19 protein-coding genes are annotated in these 18,323 nt (G+C 73.5%); 6 read left to right on the forward strand and 13 right to left on the reverse strand.

Features of this window, described 5'->3' with window-relative positions; translation table 11 throughout:
* Nucleotides 1-5: 5 nt before the first annotated feature.
* Complete coding sequence (locus tag EJG53_RS28940; protein WP_244955387.1) at nt 6-635, reverse strand: sigma-70 family RNA polymerase sigma factor; 630 nt, start codon at nt 633-635, stop codon at nt 6-8.
* 61 nt (nt 636-696) lie between these two features.
* Between EJG53_RS28940 and EJG53_RS28945 the strand changes: the two genes are divergently transcribed.
* Nucleotides 697-972, forward strand: a complete 276-nt coding sequence (locus EJG53_RS28945; protein WP_125047349.1) for a zf-HC2 domain-containing protein — start codon at nt 697-699, stop codon at nt 970-972.
* 60 nt (nt 973-1,032) lie between these two features.
* On the opposite strand, the gene EJG53_RS28950 is transcribed toward EJG53_RS28945, so the two are convergent.
* From EJG53_RS28950 to EJG53_RS28965, 4 genes are all read right to left on the reverse strand, one after another.
* A complete protein-coding gene (locus EJG53_RS28950; RefSeq protein ID WP_125047350.1) occupies nt 1,033-1,800 on the reverse strand; it encodes a PE-PGRS family protein in 768 nt (255 codons plus the stop codon).
* A gap of 97 nt (nt 1,801-1,897) precedes the next feature.
* Nucleotides 1,898-2,737, reverse strand: coding sequence for an alpha/beta fold hydrolase (locus tag EJG53_RS28955; protein WP_371858814.1), 840 nt, complete (start codon nt 2,735-2,737; stop codon nt 1,898-1,900).
* Nucleotides 2,738-2,811: 74 nt separating this feature from the next.
* Nucleotides 2,812-3,447 (reverse strand): MarR family winged helix-turn-helix transcriptional regulator, encoded by a 636-nt coding sequence (locus EJG53_RS28960; protein WP_125047352.1) that lies wholly within the window; start codon nt 3,445-3,447, stop codon nt 2,812-2,814.
* A gap of 162 nt (nt 3,448-3,609) precedes the next feature.
* On the reverse strand, nt 3,610-4,890 hold the full coding sequence (locus tag EJG53_RS28965; RefSeq protein WP_244955388.1) for a glycosyltransferase family 87 protein: 1,281 nt from the start codon (nt 4,888-4,890) through the stop codon (nt 3,610-3,612).
* A gap of 151 nt (nt 4,891-5,041) precedes the next feature.
* Here EJG53_RS28965 and EJG53_RS28970 point away from each other — a divergent pair, with 151 nt between their 5' ends.
* The gene (locus EJG53_RS28970) at nt 5,042-6,601 is read left to right on the forward strand and encodes a glycosyltransferase family 39 protein (protein ID WP_125047354.1); all 1,560 of its coding nucleotides are present in this window, start codon (nt 5,042-5,044) and stop codon (nt 6,599-6,601) included.
* Between the two features lie 49 nt (nt 6,602-6,650).
* On the opposite strand, the gene EJG53_RS28975 is transcribed toward EJG53_RS28970, so the two are convergent.
* Both EJG53_RS28975 and EJG53_RS28980 read right to left on the reverse strand, forming a co-directional pair.
* The gene (locus EJG53_RS28975) at nt 6,651-7,340 is read right to left on the reverse strand and encodes a nucleoside/nucleotide kinase family protein (protein WP_125047355.1); all 690 of its coding nucleotides are present in this window, start codon (nt 7,338-7,340) and stop codon (nt 6,651-6,653) included.
* Nucleotides 7,337-8,554 carry a methyltransferase gene (locus EJG53_RS28980; RefSeq protein ID WP_125047356.1) on the reverse strand — a complete coding sequence of 406 codons (1,218 nt, stop codon included), beginning with the start codon at nt 8,552-8,554 and terminating at the stop codon, nt 7,337-7,339. The genes EJG53_RS28975 and EJG53_RS28980 overlap by 4 nt, the downstream gene beginning before the upstream one ends.
* A gap of 147 nt (nt 8,555-8,701) precedes the next feature.
* Here EJG53_RS28980 and EJG53_RS28985 point away from each other — a divergent pair, with 147 nt between their 5' ends.
* The gene (locus EJG53_RS28985) at nt 8,702-9,625 is read left to right on the forward strand and encodes a universal stress protein (RefSeq protein ID WP_125047357.1); all 924 of its coding nucleotides are present in this window, start codon (nt 8,702-8,704) and stop codon (nt 9,623-9,625) included.
* A gap of 89 nt (nt 9,626-9,714) precedes the next feature.
* On the opposite strand, the gene EJG53_RS28990 is transcribed toward EJG53_RS28985, so the two are convergent.
* Both EJG53_RS28990 and EJG53_RS28995 read right to left on the reverse strand, forming a co-directional pair.
* Nucleotides 9,715-10,242 carry a GNAT family N-acetyltransferase gene (locus tag EJG53_RS28990; RefSeq protein ID WP_125047358.1) on the reverse strand — a complete coding sequence of 176 codons (528 nt, stop codon included), beginning with the start codon at nt 10,240-10,242 and terminating at the stop codon, nt 9,715-9,717.
* 91 nt (nt 10,243-10,333) lie between these two features.
* A complete protein-coding gene (locus EJG53_RS28995; RefSeq protein WP_031003603.1) occupies nt 10,334-10,978 on the reverse strand; it encodes a DedA family protein in 645 nt (214 codons plus the stop codon).
* A 331-nt stretch (nt 10,979-11,309) separates the two neighbouring features.
* On the opposite strand from EJG53_RS28995, the gene EJG53_RS41635 reads away from it, so the two are divergent.
* Nucleotides 11,310-12,113 carry a superoxide dismutase family protein gene (locus EJG53_RS41635; protein ID WP_244955389.1) on the forward strand — a complete coding sequence of 268 codons (804 nt, stop codon included), beginning with the start codon at nt 11,310-11,312 and terminating at the stop codon, nt 12,111-12,113.
* 156 nt (nt 12,114-12,269) lie between these two features.
* On the opposite strand, the gene EJG53_RS29005 is transcribed toward EJG53_RS41635, so the two are convergent.
* From EJG53_RS29005 to EJG53_RS29015, 3 genes are all read right to left on the reverse strand, one after another.
* Complete coding sequence (locus EJG53_RS29005) at nt 12,270-12,743, reverse strand: DoxX family protein (protein ID WP_125047359.1); 474 nt, start codon at nt 12,741-12,743, stop codon at nt 12,270-12,272.
* Between the two features lie 351 nt (nt 12,744-13,094).
* The gene (locus EJG53_RS29010; protein ID WP_125047360.1) at nt 13,095-14,816 is read right to left on the reverse strand and encodes an alkaline phosphatase D family protein; all 1,722 of its coding nucleotides are present in this window, start codon (nt 14,814-14,816) and stop codon (nt 13,095-13,097) included.
* A gap of 211 nt (nt 14,817-15,027) precedes the next feature.
* Nucleotides 15,028-15,672, reverse strand: coding sequence for an HNH endonuclease family protein (locus tag EJG53_RS29015; protein WP_125047361.1), 645 nt, complete (start codon nt 15,670-15,672; stop codon nt 15,028-15,030).
* Nucleotides 15,673-15,925: 253 nt separating this feature from the next.
* Here EJG53_RS29015 and EJG53_RS29020 point away from each other — a divergent pair, with 253 nt between their 5' ends.
* Together EJG53_RS29020 and EJG53_RS29025 are read left to right on the forward strand one after the other, a co-directional pair.
* The gene (locus EJG53_RS29020; RefSeq protein ID WP_125047362.1) at nt 15,926-16,684 is read left to right on the forward strand and encodes an ABC transporter permease; all 759 of its coding nucleotides are present in this window, start codon (nt 15,926-15,928) and stop codon (nt 16,682-16,684) included.
* A 240-nt stretch (nt 16,685-16,924) separates the two neighbouring features.
* Nucleotides 16,925-17,506, forward strand: a complete 582-nt coding sequence (locus EJG53_RS29025; protein ID WP_125047363.1) for a TMEM165/GDT1 family protein — start codon at nt 16,925-16,927, stop codon at nt 17,504-17,506.
* Between the two features lie 58 nt (nt 17,507-17,564).
* Here the strand turns inward: EJG53_RS29025 and EJG53_RS29030 are convergent, their stop codons facing one another.
* Complete coding sequence (locus EJG53_RS29030; RefSeq protein ID WP_125047364.1) at nt 17,565-18,227, reverse strand: HAD-IA family hydrolase; 663 nt, start codon at nt 18,225-18,227, stop codon at nt 17,565-17,567.
* Between the last annotated feature and the right edge of the window lie 96 nt (nt 18,228-18,323).

Raw genomic sequence — 18,323 nt, forward strand, 5'->3', positions numbered from 1 at the left:
CCGCCTCACGCGGCGGAATCTGCCGAGACGCGGGCGGTACGTGCGGGCACGAGCGCACCCACGGTGCACGGCGTACGAGCTGCCTCCGGCTCGGCTTCCTCCGCCAGCAGGGACACCAGCGTCTCGCGGGCCCGCGCCACCCGGGAGCGCACCGTCCCCACCGGGCAGCCGGCGATGGCCGCCGTCTCCGCGTACGGCAGGCCCAGCAGTTGGGTCAGGACGAACGCCTCCCGGCGGGGTGCGGGCAGCGCCGACAGCAGTTCGGTGAGGGCGATGCCCTCGTCGAAACCGGGCACACCGCGCGGCTGGGCCTTCTCCACCGCGGCCTGCCAGTCGTCGGTCCCGGTGAGCCGCGGTCTGCCGGCCATCGACCGCAGCCGGTCGGCGACCGTCCGGCGGGCGATGGTCAGCAGCCACGTACGGGCCGACGACCGGCCCTCGAAGCGGGGCAGGCTGCGCAGGGCCCGCAGGTAGGTGTCCTGCACCAGGTCGTCGGCGGCCTGCGCGTCGCCGCTGAGGTGCGTGACGTAGCGCCGTACGTCCAGTTGTGTCGCGCGGACGAACCGTTCCACGGCCGTCTCGTCCCCGGAACGGGCCGCCAGGGCCCAGGCCGTCACCGTACGGTCATCGCGCACGCCGCACCTCCTCGCCACCGGTCGCGGAACCGCTGCCGCGCACGTCGGGGAGGATGGGGTCATGCACTGTTCGCGTGTACGAACCGCCGTCTCCGCCCGCCTGGACGGCGAAGAGCTGCCGCCGGGCGTCACGGACGGGCTGCTCGACGCCCACCTGGCGGGGTGCGCGGACTGCCGCCTCTGGTCGGAGCGGGCATCGGCGCTGGACGGGTTGCTCGACCGGCTGCGGGGCCCGCCGCATACGGGGGCGGCGAGGACAGGAGTCGTCATCAGTAGTCCTTCGGGAGATCCGGCCCCGTCCGCCGCGTACTGGACGGACGGCGATCGGGACCGGTGACGATTACCAGGGCCAGGACCGGCCGGCGTGCGGCGCGAAGTCCTGGGTGTGACCGTGCTGTCAGCGGACAGCGGTCTCCCGGGGCGGGCCACGGAGCCAGATGACGTGGACGAGGATCAGCCGCCGCAGCGGCTGCCGGGGTTCGCGGCGTACCGGGCGGGCCGGCCGGGGCGGCTCCGGCAGGACCGCGCGCAGGACGAGGGCGAGCGGCACGAAGAGCCGTACGGAGACGGTCCGTACGACGCGGAACGCGGCCCGTTCGCCGCCGCACAGCCACCAGGCGCTCAGCAGCGCGACCAGGACGTGCGCGGCGATCATGCCGGTCATGCTGCCGCCCGTACCCGGCATGTCGTGCAGGGTGTGCATGCCGTCCATGCCGTGGGCGGAGTGAGAGGAGTGCAGGTCGGCCATGGCCTCGCCGTACCGACGTCCGATCCCCGCCTCGTGCAGCATCTGTTCGGCCTCGCGCTGCGGGATCGGGCCGACCGTGCCGCACATCAGCGAGGCCGCCCACCGCTGGGCCAGGGAAGCCTGCCCGCCCCCGGTGGCGGCGGTGGCGGACACGGTGGCCGCCACCGACTGGCCGAAGGAGAAGGCGCAGTGCAGCGCGGCCTGTGTCGCCAGCGTCAGCGCGGTCACGAACAGCGGTCCCCGCTCGCGGGCGGCGAGGCTCCATGCCCCGAGGGCCGTCGCCGTCACCGCGCCGAGCAGTACCCACCAGGGCACGGGCGCGTCGGACATGAGGGCGTGGCCGAGGGCGGCGAGCAGTACACACACCGCCGCGAACACCCCGGCCCGCAATCCCCTGAGAACACGCCCCGCAATCATGACCCGCTCATCGTTGCACCCCGCCCGGGACGCCCGACGGCAGGGGCAGGAACGGGCACAGGGGCAGACGCAGGAGCGTGGCGGGGGCGACGCGGGCTCAGTACGGAAGACCCGAGAGGAACCCGTGCAGGGCGTGGTCGAAGTGGCCGGTGTTCTCCAGGTTCACCATGTGGGCCGCGCCCGGGATGCGTACCCGCTGGGCGCCCGGCACGGCGAGGGTGATGGCATGGGCGTTGGCGGAGATGTCGGAGCTGTCCAGGTCGCCGTCCAGGACCAGGGTCGGTACCCGGATCTCCGCCAGCCGCTCGTACGCGCCGACCTCGATCGGCACTCCGGCGCCCATACCGCCCGCGTGCACGACCACGTTGGCGTCCGCCGAGGCCCGCATCCGCTCGCGCAGCGCGGGGTCCACGGCGTCGGGGGCGCGGTGCGGGCCGTCCACCCACATGCGCAGGAAGTGCTCGATGTAGCGCTCCGTGCCGTCCTCCTCGTCGGTGAGGGCGGCCACCTGCTCCTTGATGTGCTCCAGGATGAACGGGTCGGTGAAGGCCCGGCCGCTCACTCCGGGCGAGGCCAGGGCCAGCGCGAAGACACGGTCCGGGTGGGCGAGCGCCATGTCCAGGGCGATGCGGGCGCCGTGCGAGAGGCCGACGAGGATGGCGCGCGCTACGCCGAGGTGGTCGAGGAGGGTGCGCAGGTCCTCGTGGTTGGCGTAGTCGCCGTCGACGGTGGAGGACAGGCCGTGGCCGCGAGCGTCGTAGCGGACCGTGCGCAGGCCGGACTGGGCGAGCCAGGTGAACTGCTCGTCCCACATGCGCTGGTCGAGCATCCCGCCGTGCAGCAGCACCACCGAGGGGTCGCCCTCCGTGCCGACGCCGGCCGCCTCGTAGAACAGCTCGCCGTTCTCGACCGGCACCGTGTCGTTCTCGACGTCCATGCCCCAGGCCCCGGCCTGCTGATCCCAGGCCCCGGCCTCCTGGATTCCTTGGGGTTCTCGGATGTCGTCGGTCGTCATGCTTCTGCTCCGTGCCGTCCTGTGTGGGGTGCTGCTGTCGGGTGGGGCGCTCGGTCCGCTGGGGAAGTCCGGGGCTTTCGGGGCTTCCGTGACGTTTGAGGTGTCTGGAGCGTCCGAGGTTCCCGGGGCGGCCCCGCCGTACGGGAGGGACCGGAGCGTGCCTCGTCCTCCCGGGCCAGCGCCCGGAAGTCCTCGCCGAGGCGGTCGAGCACGTGCAGCGCGGTGGCCACGTCGGCGGCCGGCACCCCGGCCAGCACCCGCCGCAGCCCGGCCGCCTCGGACCGCTGGAGCGCGCTCGTCACCTCGGCGCCTTCCGGGGTGAGCCGGATCAGGGGGGAGCGCCGGTGCTCGGGGTTGGGGACGGTCTCCAGCAGGCCCAGTTCCCTCGCGTGGTTCACCCAGCGCTGTACGGGCTGGCGGTCCAGTTCCAGGGCGCGGGCCAGCTCCGGCACGGTGCGCGGACCGTGCGTGCGCAGGGTGTCCAGCAGGGCGCGCTGACCGGCCGTCAGGCCCGTACCCGACAGTTCCCGTTCCACGGCGCGTACGACTGTCCGGTGCAGCGGCCACAGGCGGCGGATCACCTCGTACGCGAGGTGCTCGGCGGAGTCCGCGCCGCCCTCGGTGACACTCATGGTGTCATGATGACATCGACGATGTCGTTACGGAAGTCGCCCCCCGCGCCCGGCAGTTACCGTCCTTCGCGGCGCGCGCCGTATCCGCGAAATCCGATGATTCCGTTCTATGTACGGATGGGCGGGCGGCGGAGTTCCCGACTGGTGCCGCCTCTTCCTTTCTCATGGGGAAGGGCGGCGTACGGGTACGGTCCCGCGCCACAGGCGGCGGGCGGACAGCCAGGCCGCCGCGATCAGCAGCAGGTTCCGGACGTACAGATTGGCGATGGACAGCCAGGACGCGTCGTCCCGCAGCCCGCGGTACAGGAGCGGGAAGTCCAGCGTGGTGAAGACGCAGGCCGCCAGGATCAGCAGCGCGACCGGGCGCTGGGTGGTGTCGCCGCGCAGCAGGCAGACCGCGGCCAGACCGAGCAGCCAGACCATGTACTGCGGGCTGATCACCCGGCTGGTGACCACGAACAGGAGCGTGGCGGTCAGCGCGGCGTCCGGCAGGACCCGGGCGGCGGTACGGTCCGACCGGCGCCGCCACCACAGCAGCCAGCCGAAGGCCGGCACGGTCGACACCTGCATGGCGACGCTGGCCCCGGCCACCCACGGGCCGACGAACTCGTGCGACCCGTCCTTCGCCGCCCAGGTGCCGCTCCAGCCGAGATGCCGCGCCACATGGAACGGCAGGGAGCCGACCGACTCGATCTGGATGCCGCGCGACTCCTGGGCGGAGAGGAAGGAGAACGCGTTCGGCATGGCGAGGGCGAAAGCGGCGGTCACGACGGCACCGGTGACGGCGGCGGCTGCCCAGGCCGTGCGGGTGCGATGGCCCCGCGCCGTACCGGCGAGCAGCAGCGCGGGCCAGACCTTGATGACGGCGGCGAGCGCCGTCACGGCCCCGAAGGCCCGGCCGGCCCAGGCGCGCCGCGCGGACGCGGCCACCAGGGCGAGTATCGCCAGAGCGGTCACGTGCAGGTCGAACCGGTTCCACGGCATGGTGCTGAGGACGGCCAGGCCCACGGTCCACAGCCAGGGCCCGGCGAGCGAACGGCCGCGCCGCCGCGCCACCCGCACCAGCAGTACGAAGATCGCGGCGTCGCACAGCGCGGCCAGCACGATGAAGGCGGGCCCGAAGCCGAGGCCGGGGACGAGGCCGGGCGCCAGGATCGGCAGGGCCGCGCCCGGCGGGTACTGCCAGCTCACGTCGTGCAGCGGGAAGCTGCCGCCGCTCAGGACCGCGTACCAGCCGGTGTAGACCTTGCTCACGGACGGATCGAGCCCGCCGCCGCCCACGAACGGGCTGATCTTCAGGGCCGCGGGCACCAGCCAGAGCCGGGTGAGGAACCAGGCGGCGAGCAGGGGTGGGAGTGCCGTACGGAGGCGGGTGGACGCGGGCGCGGGGGTGGGCGCATGGGTGACTGCGGGGGTGGCGCGGGTGGCGGTCTGGTCGGGCACTGCGCCGAGGGCTCCGTTCGTACCGGGGGCGGTATGGGACAGGGCTGGTACGGCGCCGCTACCTGCGAAGTCGGCAGGTCGCGGCCTACGCACGAGGTGTATACATGCCAGGTATGCATGCGATGTATACGTGCAGTGTAGAGTCCTCGTCATGCCCGCTGAAGCCGCCCCCGTCACACTGGCCGCTGCCCTCCCCAGCCGACGCGGCATCACCACCGCACCCGCACCCACTCCCGCCGCCGCGCCCTCCTCCGCCCCCGCCCTCGCGCGGCTGGCCGTCCCGGTGCTGCCCGCCCTGCTGGCGCTGGCGCTCGGCCTGTGGGGCATCCGGCGGGAGGACAGCCTGTGGCGGGACGAGGCCGTGACCTGGCAGGTCGGGCAGCGTTCGGTGGCGGAGATCTGGGACCTGCTCGGCCAGGTGGACGTCGTGCACGGCCTCTACTACGTACTGATGCACGGCGTCTTCGAGCTCTTCGGCGCCGGCCCGGCGGTACTCCGGATGCCGTCCGTCCTGGCCGTCGCCGCGGCCGCGGCCGCCACCGCCGCGGCCGGACGCCGCCTCGCCGGGCCCTGGGCCGGCCTGGCCGCCGGGCTGGTCCTGGCGCTGATACCCAACATCCAGCACTACGCCCAGGAAGGCCGGGCGTACGCGCTGGTCACGGCCGGCGTGGCGGTCGCCACCTGGCTTCTGGTGAGCGCGGCGGACGCGTCGGAGAACGGAGCGGCGGCCGTACGGCGGCGCCGCTGGCCGCGCTGGGCGGGCTACGGCGCGGTCATGCTCACCACGGCCCTGCTGAACTGGTTCTCGCTGTTCGTCCTGCCCGCGCACGCCGTCACCGTGCTCGTCGCCCGCCGCCGTGGTGCCCGCCCGCTGCTCGCCCCGTGGTCGGTGTCGGCGGCCCTAGTGCTGGCGGGCGCGCTGCCGCTCATCCTGGCCAGCCGGGCCCAGTCGGGCCAGGTGTCGTGGATCAAGCCCGTCGCCGTGTCCACGCTGCTGGGCGTCGCGGCGCTGCTGTTCGTGGCGCTGGTGTGCGCCCGCGTCCCGTACCCGGGCCGTGGCCGCGCGACCGTGTCACCGGCCTCCGTCGGGCTGCCGCTGCTCGCCGTGCCGCAGGGCGGCCTGCTGCTGGCCTCCGTCCTCGTGGAGCCCGTCTATCTGGACCGCTACGTCCTCTACACCAACCTCGGTTTCGCCCTGCTGCTCGGCGTCGGCGTCGCCGCTGCCGTCCAGGCGCTCCCGGTCCGTACGTGGGTGCTGCTCGCGGGGGTGACGGCGACGGCTTTCGTGGCGCTGCTGCCCGCGGAGACCGGCCTGCGCGCGCCGAAGAGCCGGGCGGACGACGTGCTGCGGGCGGCCGACCGGGTCGCGGTGGCCGCGCGTACGGGCGACGGCGTGCTGTTCATACCGGCCGCCCGGCGCGACACGGCGCTGGTGACGCCGACGGCCTTCACCGGCCTCGACGACCTCGCGCTGGCCGAGAGCCCGGCGGCCTCCGGCACCATCAAGGGCGTCGAGGGCAGCGCCGAGCACATACGTACCGCCATGCTGGCCAAGTCCCGCATCGTGGTCGTCACCGACACCCGACGGGCCGCGCCGCCCGCACCCGTACGCGAGGCCGAGAAACTCCGCGTCCTCGCCCGGCACTTCGAGCGGACCGGCCGCACGGACACCGTCGGCCGCCGCATAGAGGTCTACGAGAAGGTGCGCTGACCGGTCACGGAGCCCGCACTACGGCCGCGCTGACCGGCCACGGAAGTGCTCACGCCTCGCCGTACGGCTCCGGTGCCGCGTCCGGGCCGAATCTGACGACCAGGTCGGCGCGCGCCCGCCCGGCCGTCACCAGACGGGCGTTGGCCTCGTCCGAGGTACGGACGAACCGCTCGGCGTGCGCCCGTGATTTGCCGAACCGCTCGTGCCGGTCGACCAGGCGCCGCACCCGTTCCGCGTCGTCCAGCTCCACGTACCAGACCTCGTCGAGGCACACCCTGGCGTCGGCCCACGACGGGCCGTCGAGCAGCAGGTAGTTGCCTTCGGTCACGACGAGCGGCACGTCGGGCGGCACGGGGACGCTGCCCGCCACCGGCTCCTCGATGCGGCGGTCGAAGGCCGGGGCGTAGACGGTGGTGTCCGGCGCGGGGGAGCGCAGGCGGGCCAGCAGGGCCGCGTATCCGGCGGCATCGAAGGTGTCCGGCGCGCCCTTACGGTCCGTGCGCCCCAGTCGGCGCAGCTCCGCCTCGGCGAGGTGGAAACCGTCCATGGGCACGAGCACCGCCGACCCGGCCAGCCCGGCCACCAGACGGGCGGCCAGGGTGGACTTGCCCGAGCCGGGCGGTCCCGCGATCCCGAGGAGCCGGCGGCGGGCCGGGGTGGCGGAGGCGGCGAGCCGTCGGGCGCGCTCGACGAGGTGGGGCAGGTGCGTGGGCTCGGCCTCGCTGCTGGTCTCGGTCATGTCCGGGTTCCCTCTTCGGCCCCTCCGGACCCTTCGGCCTCTGTGGTTCCCGCAGCTCCCGCTGCCCCCAACCGCCACAGTGAGGTCACCTCGGCGGCGCGGGCGGCGTGCAGGGCGTCGTCGGCGTCGCGGGCGCGGGGGTGCCGGGGCCGGATGTCCAGGCGGTCCAGGACCGTCAGGCCCGCCGCGTCGAACGCGGCGGTCAGCTCGGCGCGGGAGCGCAGCCCGAGGTGTTCGGCGATGTCGGACAGGATCAGCCAGCCCTCGCCGCCCGGTTCGAGGTGGGCGGACAGGCCGTTCAGGAAGCCGCGGAGCATCCGGCTGCCCGGGTCGTAGACCGCGTACTCGACGGGGGAGGTGGGCTTGGCCGGTACCCACGGCGGGTTGCAGACGACGAGCGCCGCGCGTCCGGCCGGGAACAGGTCGGCCTCCAGGATCTCCACGCGGTCGGTCACGCCGAGCCGTTCGGTGTTCTCCCGCGCGCAGGCCAGGGCTCGCGGGTCCTGGTCGGTGGCCACCACACGGGACACACCGCGCCGGGCCAGCACCGAGGCCAGGACGCCGGTGCCGGTTCCGATGTCGAACGCCGGTCCGGGGACGGAGGGGAGCGGCGCCTGGGCCACCAGGTCGACGTACTCGCCGCGCACGGGGGAGAAGACGCCGTAGTACGGGTGGACGCGGTCGCCGCCGAGCGCCGGTACGCGGACGCCGTTTCTGCGCCATTCGTAGGCGCCGATCACCCCGAGCAGTTCGCGCAGCGAGACGATCAGGGGCGGGGCGGGGTGCGCATCCGGGGTGTCCGGCCCGTACGCCTGGAGGCACGCCTCCCGTACGTCGGGCGCGCGGCGCAGTGCGAGCCCGTACCCGGGGTCCAGGGATACCAGCAGCATCCCCAGGATGCGGGCGCGCTGACTCTGCACGGCCCGGTGCAGGTGGAACGCCTGGGCGGGGTCGGCCGGTGGCCGTTTGCGCGGGCGGCGGTCGATCCGGCGGGCCAGTGCGGTCAGCAGTTGGCGGGCGTTGTGGAAGTCGCCGCGCCACAGGAGCGCCGTGCCCTCGCAGGCGAGCTTGTAGGCGTCGTCGGCCTTCGTACGGTCGTCGGCGACGACCACCCGGCGGGGTGCCGGCGTGCCGCTCTCGGAACGCCAGCGTGCGGTGCGGGCCGCGCCGGCCTCGGTCCACCCGACGGACTGCGGGGCCTGAAGTGTGTTCATTGCGTCCCAGGTAAGGGGCTGAGAAGTGACGTTCGACTCTACTCCGTGCCGGGGAGGGACCTTCGTCCCCTGTGTTCGAGGCGGCACGGGGTAGGAGTATGGAAATAGTTGGGCATAGCACACGCTGTTGGTCGTATGGAGGCGTACATGGACACCCTGCCGGTCATTGTCGCGGTGGACGGATCTCCCGACAGCGAGCGGGCGCTGCGCTGGGCGATCGAGGCGGCCCGGCTGCGGTCCGCGCCGCTGCAGGTCGTACACGTCTGGCCGTACGTCACCTCGGAAGGCCGCGCGGCGGCCGAGTCCGGCATCGGTGACCCGGTCCTGGACGAGCTGCGCAAGACGCTGGACGGGCAGGCCGACACGGCCGGGCTGCCGGGTGTCGAGTTCCGCAGTCTCAGCGGGCTCACCGACACGCTGCTGCCCGCCCTCGGCGCCGAAGCGCAACTGCTGGTGCTCGGCTCGCGCGGGCGCGGCGGCTTCGCCAGCCTGCTGCTCGGCTCGAACGGCATGGCGTGCGCGGCGCACTCGGAAGGGCCCGTGGTGGTCGTGCCGCGCCCGGACCGGGCCGGCGCCGGGGTCGGTGCGGACGGTGAGGTGGTCCGTCCCGACCCGCCGCAGGTCACCCTCGGAGTCGACGCCTCCTCGGACGAGCCGGGCGCGATCGGCTTCGCCTTCGCCGAGGCGAGCCGTCGCGGAGCCCGCCTCAAGGTGGTCTCCGGCTATGCCTGGCCGATGCTGACGCCGCCGTCGTTCGAATACATCGCGGCCTACGAAGGCACTCAGCAGGAGTACGAGGACGCCCTGGTCGAGCAGGTGACGCAGACGCTCGCGCCGTACCGCGAGCGCTATCCCGAGGTGGCGGTGACGGCCGAACTGCGGAACGCGGACGCCGCCGGGCAGCTCGTCGAGGCGTCCAAGGCCAGCGATCTGGTCGTGGTCGCCCGGCACCGCAGGCGGCTGCCGGTCGGCCGTCGGCTCGGCTCGGTCGCCCACGCCGTACTGCTGCACGCGGTGAGCCCGATCGCGGTCGTGCCGGAGGAGACGGAGCGGAGCCGGGAAGCGGAGTAGCGCGAGCGCCCGTAACCCGCGCCCCACCCGGCCGGCCCAACGGAGCGGCCCGAGCTGCCCCGGCCCTTCGCTCGACCCTGCCGCTCTCCTCAGCCGATGCCGAACGCCTCCGCGTAGCGCACCGTGCCGCGCGGAGGTGTGCTGCCGTCCAGGGACAGGGCCAGGAACGCTTCGTCCGGCCACTCCTGCGGCGGCAGGATGCCGAAGCGGGAAGCGGCGGGCTCGAAGCCGAACCTGGGGTAGTACGGCGGGTGGCCCAGTACGACGGCCGTCCGCTCGCCGGCCGCCCGGGCCGCGTCCAGCAGGGCCCGGACAACGGCGCTGCCCGCGCCCTGCTTGTGGTACTCGGGCAGCACCGCGCACGGCGCGAGCGCGACGGCTGGTTCGCCGGCTATGTGACAGCGGGTGAGCAGCGCGTGCGCGACGACGGACGCGGGCGCCGCCGTGCTGCCGGCCGGCTCGGCCACGTACGAAAGACCCGGCAGCCAGGCCGCCGGGTCCTGCCGCAGCGCGTCGACGAGGTCGGCCTCGCCCGCGGTCTCGAAGGCGGCCAGGTTGATCCGGCGGACGGCCGGGATGTCCTCGGGAGTCTCGGGGCGGCACTGCCAGGTGTTCATGCCCACATGGTCGCACCGGGGTCTGACAATCGGCTCGCGCTTTTCTCCGGCCCCGGGCCTGCGTCTTCCGGCCCCGGCCTCCGGCAGCCGGTCAGTCCGAGCCGGCCGCCGTGAACGCCTCGGCCCGGCGCTCCGGCCTGCGCATCAGAAAGACCGCCGCGGACCCGGCCGCGAACAGCGCGAACACCGACATGGCGGTGCTGATCCACGACACGCCCAGCCACTGGCCGCCCACATAGCCGAGGCTCACCCCGTACGCGGCCCAGGCCAGCCCGGCCAGCGCGGACCACGGCAGGAACTCCCGGACCGTACGGTGCGCGACCCCGGCGCCGAGGCTGACCACCGATCGTCCGGCGGGCGCGAAGCGGGCCAGGACGACGATGCCGCCGCCGCCCCGGGTCAGCGCCGCGCCGAGCCGTTCCTGGGCCGCGGTCAGCCGCCGGGAGCGGGCGATGGCGCGGTCGAAGCGGTCGCCGCCGCGCCAGGCGAGCCGGTAGGCGACCATGTCGCCGAGCACCGAGGCGGTCGCGGCGCACAGCACCAGGGCCAGCATCTCGGCGAGGTCGGCGTCACCGCGTACGGAGGTGGAGACGCCCACCGCGCCGGCCGCGGTACGGGTGCCCGCGGCCGTGGTGGCGGCGGTGATCACCAGGACACCGCTGGGCAGGATCGGCACGAAGACGTCGAGGAGTACGGAGAGTCCGACGATCGCGTAGACCCAAGGGGTGTCGCTCAACGACCCCAGGCTTTCCAACAACGTCCTTCTCCTGATCCGATCCCCTGCCGCGACGTCGCATCGGCGGCTGGGGCGGCTGTACCGCCATACAGCGTACGCCTGGCCGGTCCGCCGTGACGTTCCAGGGCACACGGTGTTGTCGGCTTCACACCCCTGCGGAACCACCCCGGGCGGCACTGTCACCCGTCTGCTCCGGCCGTGGCGCAAAAGAGCGCGGCTTTGGGCATGTTATGTGCCGATATGGGCGCCTTGTGAAGCGCGCAAACAGGGTGCTCCGGAGCGGAACGGCACACGAATGGAGACAGGGATGCAGAGGTTGAGGGAGTCGTCGGTGGCGCAGAAGTCATCGGAGGTGCCGGAGGGCGCGGCGGGACCGGCCGCCGGCCGCGGGCGGGCCGTGCACGGCGGACGGGCCAGGGGCGGTGCGACGCCGACGCCGACACCGACGCCGACACCGGCACGGGCGCGGCCGCGGACGGTCGCCAGGACGGCGGGCGCCTCCGTGGCGGCCCTCGCCACGGCGGGCACGCTCCTGCTCGCCCCGGCGGCGGTCGCGGCGGACGGCGACAAGGTCACGAAGAACACCGTCAATCAGGACTACTCGGTCACCATCGCGGCGCAGTTCACCCGCCCGAACGGCGCGATGCTGAGCCGGGCGCTGACGTACGACCCCAAGCTGGTGCCCGTGAACTCCCACGTCACGGTCAGTGAGCGCGCCAACAGCGACCGCACCCGGGTCGGCCTGCGGGTGGACGGCCTGGTGGCGAACCGCACGTACGGGGCGCACGTCCACACGGGGACGTGCGGGGTCCGCCCGGAGAGCTCGGGGCCGCACTACCAGCACCGCAAGGACCCGCGCACGCCCTCCGTCGACCCGGCGTACGCCAACCCGAAGAACGAGGTCTGGCTGGATTTCACCACCGACGGGAAGGGCGAGGCGAGCTCCGTCTCCCGCAACGCCTGGCGTTTCCGGTCCGGCGAGGCGCGGTCCGTGGTGATCCACGAGCACCGCACCGCGACCAAGGCCGGGGTGGCGGGGACCGCCGGCCGGGTGGTCGCGTGCTACTCCGTGCCGTTCAACCAGTCGAAGGAAGCCGCGAAGGCCGTCAGCGGCCTCCTGGGGAAGCTCTTCTGACGGTTCCGGTGAGCGGGTTCCGGTGAGTCCGGCGGCGGCACCGGTGCTGCACGTCGCCGGACTCCGGCACGGCTCCGAAAGAGCGGCGGCCCCCGGTGGGTACCGGGGGCCGCCGCTCGTCGCCGGGTGGCGGACCTGCGGGCCGCCGGTCTGCCGTCAGACCGCGCTCGGCTCGCGCCGGACGCCGTCCGTGGCGTCGGCCGACTGCCGGGAGCGGAAGAGCAGGTGGTCCAGCGACCAGGTGCCGGGGCCGGTGAAGACCAGCAGCAGGAACGCCCAGCAGAACAGTACGGACAGCTCGCCGCCGTTCTGCAGCGGCCACAGGGACTCGCCGGCGTGCACCGAGAAGTACGCGTACGCCATGGAGCCGGAGCTGATCAGGGCCGCGGCGCGGGTGCCGAGGCCCAGCATCACCAGGAGGCCGCCGACGAACTGGATGACGGCCGCGTACCAGCCGGGCCAGGTGCCCGCGGGCACGGTCAGGCCCTTGCCCATCGCGCCGCCCAGGATGCCGAACAGCGAGGACGCGCCATGGCAGGCGAAGAGCAGGCCGGTGACGATGCGGAAGAGCGAGAGGGTGTGCGGCTTGATTCGTTCGGTGAACTCGGTCACCGGGGAGGGAGCGGACATGGGGGAACTCCTGCGGTTTCGGGGACGGGAACCGACAAGGAGAAAGGTTAGGGAGACCTAATAGGTACTTGCAAGTTCAACATCTGGCCATATCCGGCCGTTGGCCGAAAACGGTCATGGCGCGAAGTGGCGCCCGGGGGCGGCGCACGGTGGGGTAAGTGTTTGTACTGGCCACCGAATTCACCCCGGGATGCCCCGCAATACGCCCGTCCGGCGGGCGGAAGACGTCGACGGCAGCAGAAGCCCGGCCCGGCGGAAAGCGCGGCGACAGGTCAGGGAAAAGAGCAGATGAAGAACCCGGCGAAAGGGGGAGAAGTGAGAGGGAAGAACTGTCCTTCTCCTGCCCCGGACCTATAACTTCCCCTTTCCCTGCCCCCTCGCCTCGTTCTGCCCCTTCCCCGCCTCCTGCTCCGAGCGCCCCGCCACCTGCTCGTCCCACGCGCAGACCAGCCGCGCGCCACCGCCCCGCTCGCACTGCGCCTGGTCCAGCCGCAGCCGTGCGGTGCGCCCGTTCAGCGCCAGGGTCATCAACTGGTTGCCGAACCACGGGCCGCCCGTGCGGCGCCAGTTGATCGACGGCCGCTCCAGCCGGGCGTGCCGGGCCAGCGCGTGGCCCAGCCGGCGGCCGAGCCGGCTCCAGCCGAAGCGGAAGCCGGCCCGCATGGTGGCGGGAATGCTGTTGTGCACGGGTGAACAGGTCAGTTGGAGGACGCGCGCGGCGGGTGCGGGGCGGTCGCGCCAGTGCGGCTCGGCCACGTACGCGTGATGCACGTCGCCGGACAGCACGCACACCGTCGCCGGTGCCGCGTCGCCCGAACCGGCCTCGGCGAGCAGGTCGGTGAGCGCGGCGAAGGACTCCGGGAACGCCGCCCAGTGCTCCAGGTCGGCCCGCTGCCGCAGCGACTCGCTCCGGCGCGCCCAGCGCGCGCCGCGCGCCCCGGCGCACAGGGCGGCGTTCCAGCCCTCCGCGTCGTGGATCAGGTTCGGCAGGAGCCAGGGCAGCGAGCTGCCGATGAGCAGGTGGTCGTACGCGCCGTGGTCGGCCAGCACCTGTTCGCGCAGCCACTCCGCCTCGGCGGGGTCGAGCATCGCCCGCCGCCCCTCGTCCAGGACGCGGGTGGCGCGGGTGTCGACCATGACCAGCCGTACGCGGCCGAAGTCGCGGCGGTAGCTCCAGCGCGCGCAGCCCGGGTCGGCGTCGGCCGCCGAGACGAACTCCCGCACCAGGGCGGTGCCGTCCGGCAGCGCGCGCACCCGGGCGTACAGCTCGTCCTTCTCCAGCTCGGCGGGGGAGAGGTTGCCCAGGTGCTGATACACCCAGTACGACATCAGGCCGCCCAGCACCCGCTCCCGCCACCAGGAGGCCGCGCGCATCCGGGTCTGCCAGGCGGCGGAGGTGTTCCAATCGTCGATCACGTCATGATCGTCGAAGATCATGCAGCTCGGGACGGTGGACAGCAGCCAGCGCACCTCCGGGTCGAGCCAGGACTCGGCATAGAGGTGGGTGTACTCCTCGTAGTCCGCGACCTGCCGCCAGGGCGGTTCGGAGGTGTCGCGGCGGGTGGCGAACAACTGGGCGGTCGCGTCCGAGGTCTGGTCGGCGTACACCTGGTCGCCCAGCAGGAGCAGGACGTCCGGGCGCGGGCGCGCGGGGTCGGCGGCGAGCGCGGCGGCGAGGGTGTCCAGGGCGTCCGGGCCCACCGGGTCGTGCGCGTCGGCGGGCGGCGCGGCCCAGCGGCAGGAGCCGAACGCGACCCGCAGGTGCTGGTCCGCCGGGTCGCCGCCCGGGGCCGCCGGAGTGCGGATCGTGCTCTCCGGGAAGCGGCTGCCGGGCTGCGGCCAGACCTGTTCGCCGTCGAGCAGGACCCGGTACGGGGTCTCGCCGGCCGGTGTCAGTCCGGCGACGGGCACCAGCGCGTAGTGGTGCCCGGCCACCTGCCACGTGCGTTCGGCGCCGCCGGCGCCGTTCTCGCAGCGGACGTGCACCTCGCAGGGCCGGTCGGTCTCGACCCACACCGTCGCGCTGATCTCGTCCACGTACCGCAGCAGCGGCCCCAGGAGCAGCCCGGCCATCGGCGATCCTCCCCTCGTACGGGCCGGTGCCCGTACGTATGTGCTCAGAGGATAGGAGCCGGTCGCGGGGCGACGGGACGGCTCCGGCCTCCTCGCGGGGAAAGACGGAGCCGTCCGGCCGCACGGTTGCGTCAGCCGGTCACCGGGTCCGGCGCCGGGCAGGCGTGGCAGCAGGAGTAACCATTCAGCAGCGGCCGCCCGGAGGCGGTGTTCAGCAGCGGTCCAGGATCTTCTTCAGCGCCGCCTTCTCGGCCGCGTCGGCCGTCAGCCCGTACACGTGTTTCACCGACACCCACATCCGGGCGTACATGCAGTGGTACGAGGTCTTCGGCGGCAGCCACTTGGCCGGGTCCTTGTCGCCCTTCTCCTGGTTCACGTTGTCGGTGACGGCGATCAACTGCGAGTGGGTGAGGTCGTTGGCCAGTTCCTTGCGGCGCTCGGTGGTCCACTTCGAGGCGCCGGACTTCCACGCCTCCGACAGCGGGACGACGTGGTCGATGTCCACGTCGGACGCCTTGTTCCACACGCCGTCGTCGTAGGCCGACTTCCAGGTGCCGCTGGTCGCGGCGCACTTGCCGTCGGTCTGCACGTTCTCGCCGTCCCGCTTGAGCACCACCTCGCGCGTGTTGCAGTTCTTGCCCTGGTCGGACCAGTGCGGGAACTTGTCGCGGCTGTAGCCGTCCTGCGAGCCCTGAGGTGCCTCCGTGAGCTGGGCGAGGTACGCACGGGCCGTGGCGGCGTCCGGCGGGGTGGGCGGTGCGGCCTGGGCGCTCTGGGTGCCGAGCACGAGTGTGCAGGCGAGGGCGGCGGCGGAGCCGGCGGCGACCGATACGCGACGCGCGTAGACCTTGGGCATCGTAACTCCCTGTCGGTGGGGGGAAGTTGAGGTGCGGGACGGAGCTCATGGTGGCGTCGTGGGGTTACCGCCGGGCGGGCTCCAGGTAACAGAGTGACGACATGCCCACGTCAGTTCAAGGGGTTGACGTGACGTCACCCGCCCCCGGCGCTCCGGAATGTGGCGCGCGCGGGCGCGTGCGCCCCTTCCGGAGTGCCGGCCTCCGCCGTGGCGTACCCGGCGCGCCCTTCCGCCGCCGCCCTACAGTGAGCGCGTGCTGCTGCCGGTCAATGCCACCCTCGGGATCGCTCTCGCCGTCCTGCTGGCCGCCGCCGTGGCCGCCGCCGCCCTCGCCCGCCTCGGCCACGCGCGGGCCGTCGCCCTCGCGGGCCTGCGCGCCGCCCTCCAGCTCGCCGCCGTCTCGTACCTCATCGGCTGGGTCGTCCGGTCCGTGCCCTGGCTGCTCTGCTTCCTCGTGCTGATGTTCACGGTCGCCGTACGGACCGCGGGCCGCCGCCTCACCCCGAACCGCACCTGGTGGTGGGCCGCGGCGCCCCTCGCCGCCGGGGTCGTGCCGGTCGTCGGCGCCCTGGTGCTCACCGGCCTGGTGCCGCCGCGCGGCATCACCCTCATTCCCGTCGCGGGCATCCTCATCGGCGGCGCCCTCACCGCCACCGTCCTCGGCGGGCGGCGGGCCCTGGACGAGCTGGAGACGCGGCACGGGGAGGTGGAGGCGGGGCTGGCGCTGGGCCTGCTCGACCGGGAGGCCCGGATGGAGGTCGCCCGTCCGGCCGCGTCCGACGCGCTGCTGCCGGGCCTGGACCAGACCCGCACCGTGGGACTCGTCACGCTCCCCGGGGCCTTCGTCGGCATGCTGCTCGGCGGCGCGTCACCCGTTCAGGCGGGCGCCGTGCAACTGTTCGTCCTGGTGGCGCTGCTCGCCGTCCAGACGGCGGCGGTGGCGGTGGTGCTGGAGCTGGTGGCCCGCGGGCGGCTGCACCGCGTACCCTTGGGCGCAGCAGAAGGGGAGTAGCTCTTCGCCGGACCGTCGACATACTGCCCGCCCGTCGGCCGCCACCGCCCAGGTGACAGGCCGCCCGCGGTGGGCCGGCGCCCGGAGCGTGGCAGGAGACCGGTGTCCTTGCCGCGCCAGCGAGACCTTCGGCCGCAGTGTTTGCGCAGACGCACGTGTGCGCAAGAGACGCTGCCGTGCCGAAGCGACCCCTTTTCCGGGCCCCTCGGTGCGGCCCGACCGATCGAGGTAAGACACCCCGTGTTCAGTTTCACCGTCGCCGCCGTCGTCTTCGGCGTCGTTTTCCTGGCCGAGCTGCCGGACAAGACCGCCCTCGCCGGGCTGATGCTCGGCACCCGCTACCGCGCTTCGTACGTGTTCGCCGGCGTCGCCGCGGCCTTCGCCGTGCACGTCGCGCTCGCCATCGCCGCGGGCAGCGTGCTGTCGCTGCTCCCGCACCGCCTCGTGCAGGCGGTCGTCGGCGTGCTCTTCCTCGCGGGCGCGGCCGTGCTGCTCTTCAAGAAGGACGAGGACGAGGAAGAGGTCAAGAAGCCCGCCGACCAGAGCTTCTGGAAGGTCTCCGGGGCGGGCTTCATGATGATCCTGGTCGCCGAGTTCGGCGATCTGACCCAGATCATGACCGCGAACCTCGCCGCCCGCTACGACGACCCGGTCTCGGTGGGCGTCGGCGCGGTGCTGGCCCTGTGGGCGGTGGCGGGCCTGGGCATCCTCGGCGGCCGCACGCTCATGAAGTACGTACCGCTCAAGCTGATCACGAAGGTGGCGGCGGCGGTGATGGTGCTGCTGGCCGGGTTCAGCCTGTATGAGGCGATCGTGGGCTGAGTACGGGTGCGGGGCGGGGACGCCTGCTGGGGTCCCCGCCCCGTCGGTCCTCGATGTATCAGCCCTCGATGTGCAGCGCGATCGACCCGTCCGCGAGCGCCTCGACCCGGATCTGCTCCAGGTCGCGTACGTGGACGTCGGGTCCGAAGGCCGCGGCCCGCTCGCCGACGCCGACCACCCGCATCCCGGCCGCGCGCCCGGCCGCGATACCGGCCTCGGAGTCCTCGAAGACCACGCAGTCCTCGGGCGCGTACCCCAGCTCGGCCGCGCCCTTGAGGAAGCCCTCGGGGTCCGGCTTGCTGGCGCTGACCGACTCGGCGGTGATCCGTACGTCCGGCATCGGCAGCCCGGCCGCGCCCATGCGGGCGTCGGACAGGGCGACGTCGGCGGAGGTCACCAGGGCGTGCGGGAGCCGGGCGAGGGCGGCCATGAAGGCGGGCGCGCCGGGCACCGGGACGACGCCGTCCACGTCGGCGGTCTCCTGCGCCAGCATCCGCCGGTTGTCCTCGTGGTTGAGTTCCATCGGGCGGTCGGGGAGCAGGGCGGCCATCGTGGCCCAGCCCTGCCGGCCGTGCACCACCTTGAGCACCTCGTCCGCGTCGAGCCCCTGCTCGGCGGCCCAGCGGCGCCAGCAGCGCTCGACCACGGCCTCGGAGTTCACGATCGTGCTGTCCATGTCCAGCAGCAGGGCGCGGGCTGTGAGCGGGGTGGTTGCCGGCATCGGCGGGCTCCTGGGCGCTGAGGAAAGAGTCAAGCGGCTCCGCCCGCCGGTCAGGGAGTGCGGGCGGAACCACTTTGTTCCTACACGATACAAAGA

This window comes from Streptomyces chrestomyceticus JCM 4735 (assembly GCF_003865135.1).
GTDB lineage: Bacteria > Actinomycetota > Actinomycetes > Streptomycetales > Streptomycetaceae > Streptomyces > Streptomyces chrestomyceticus.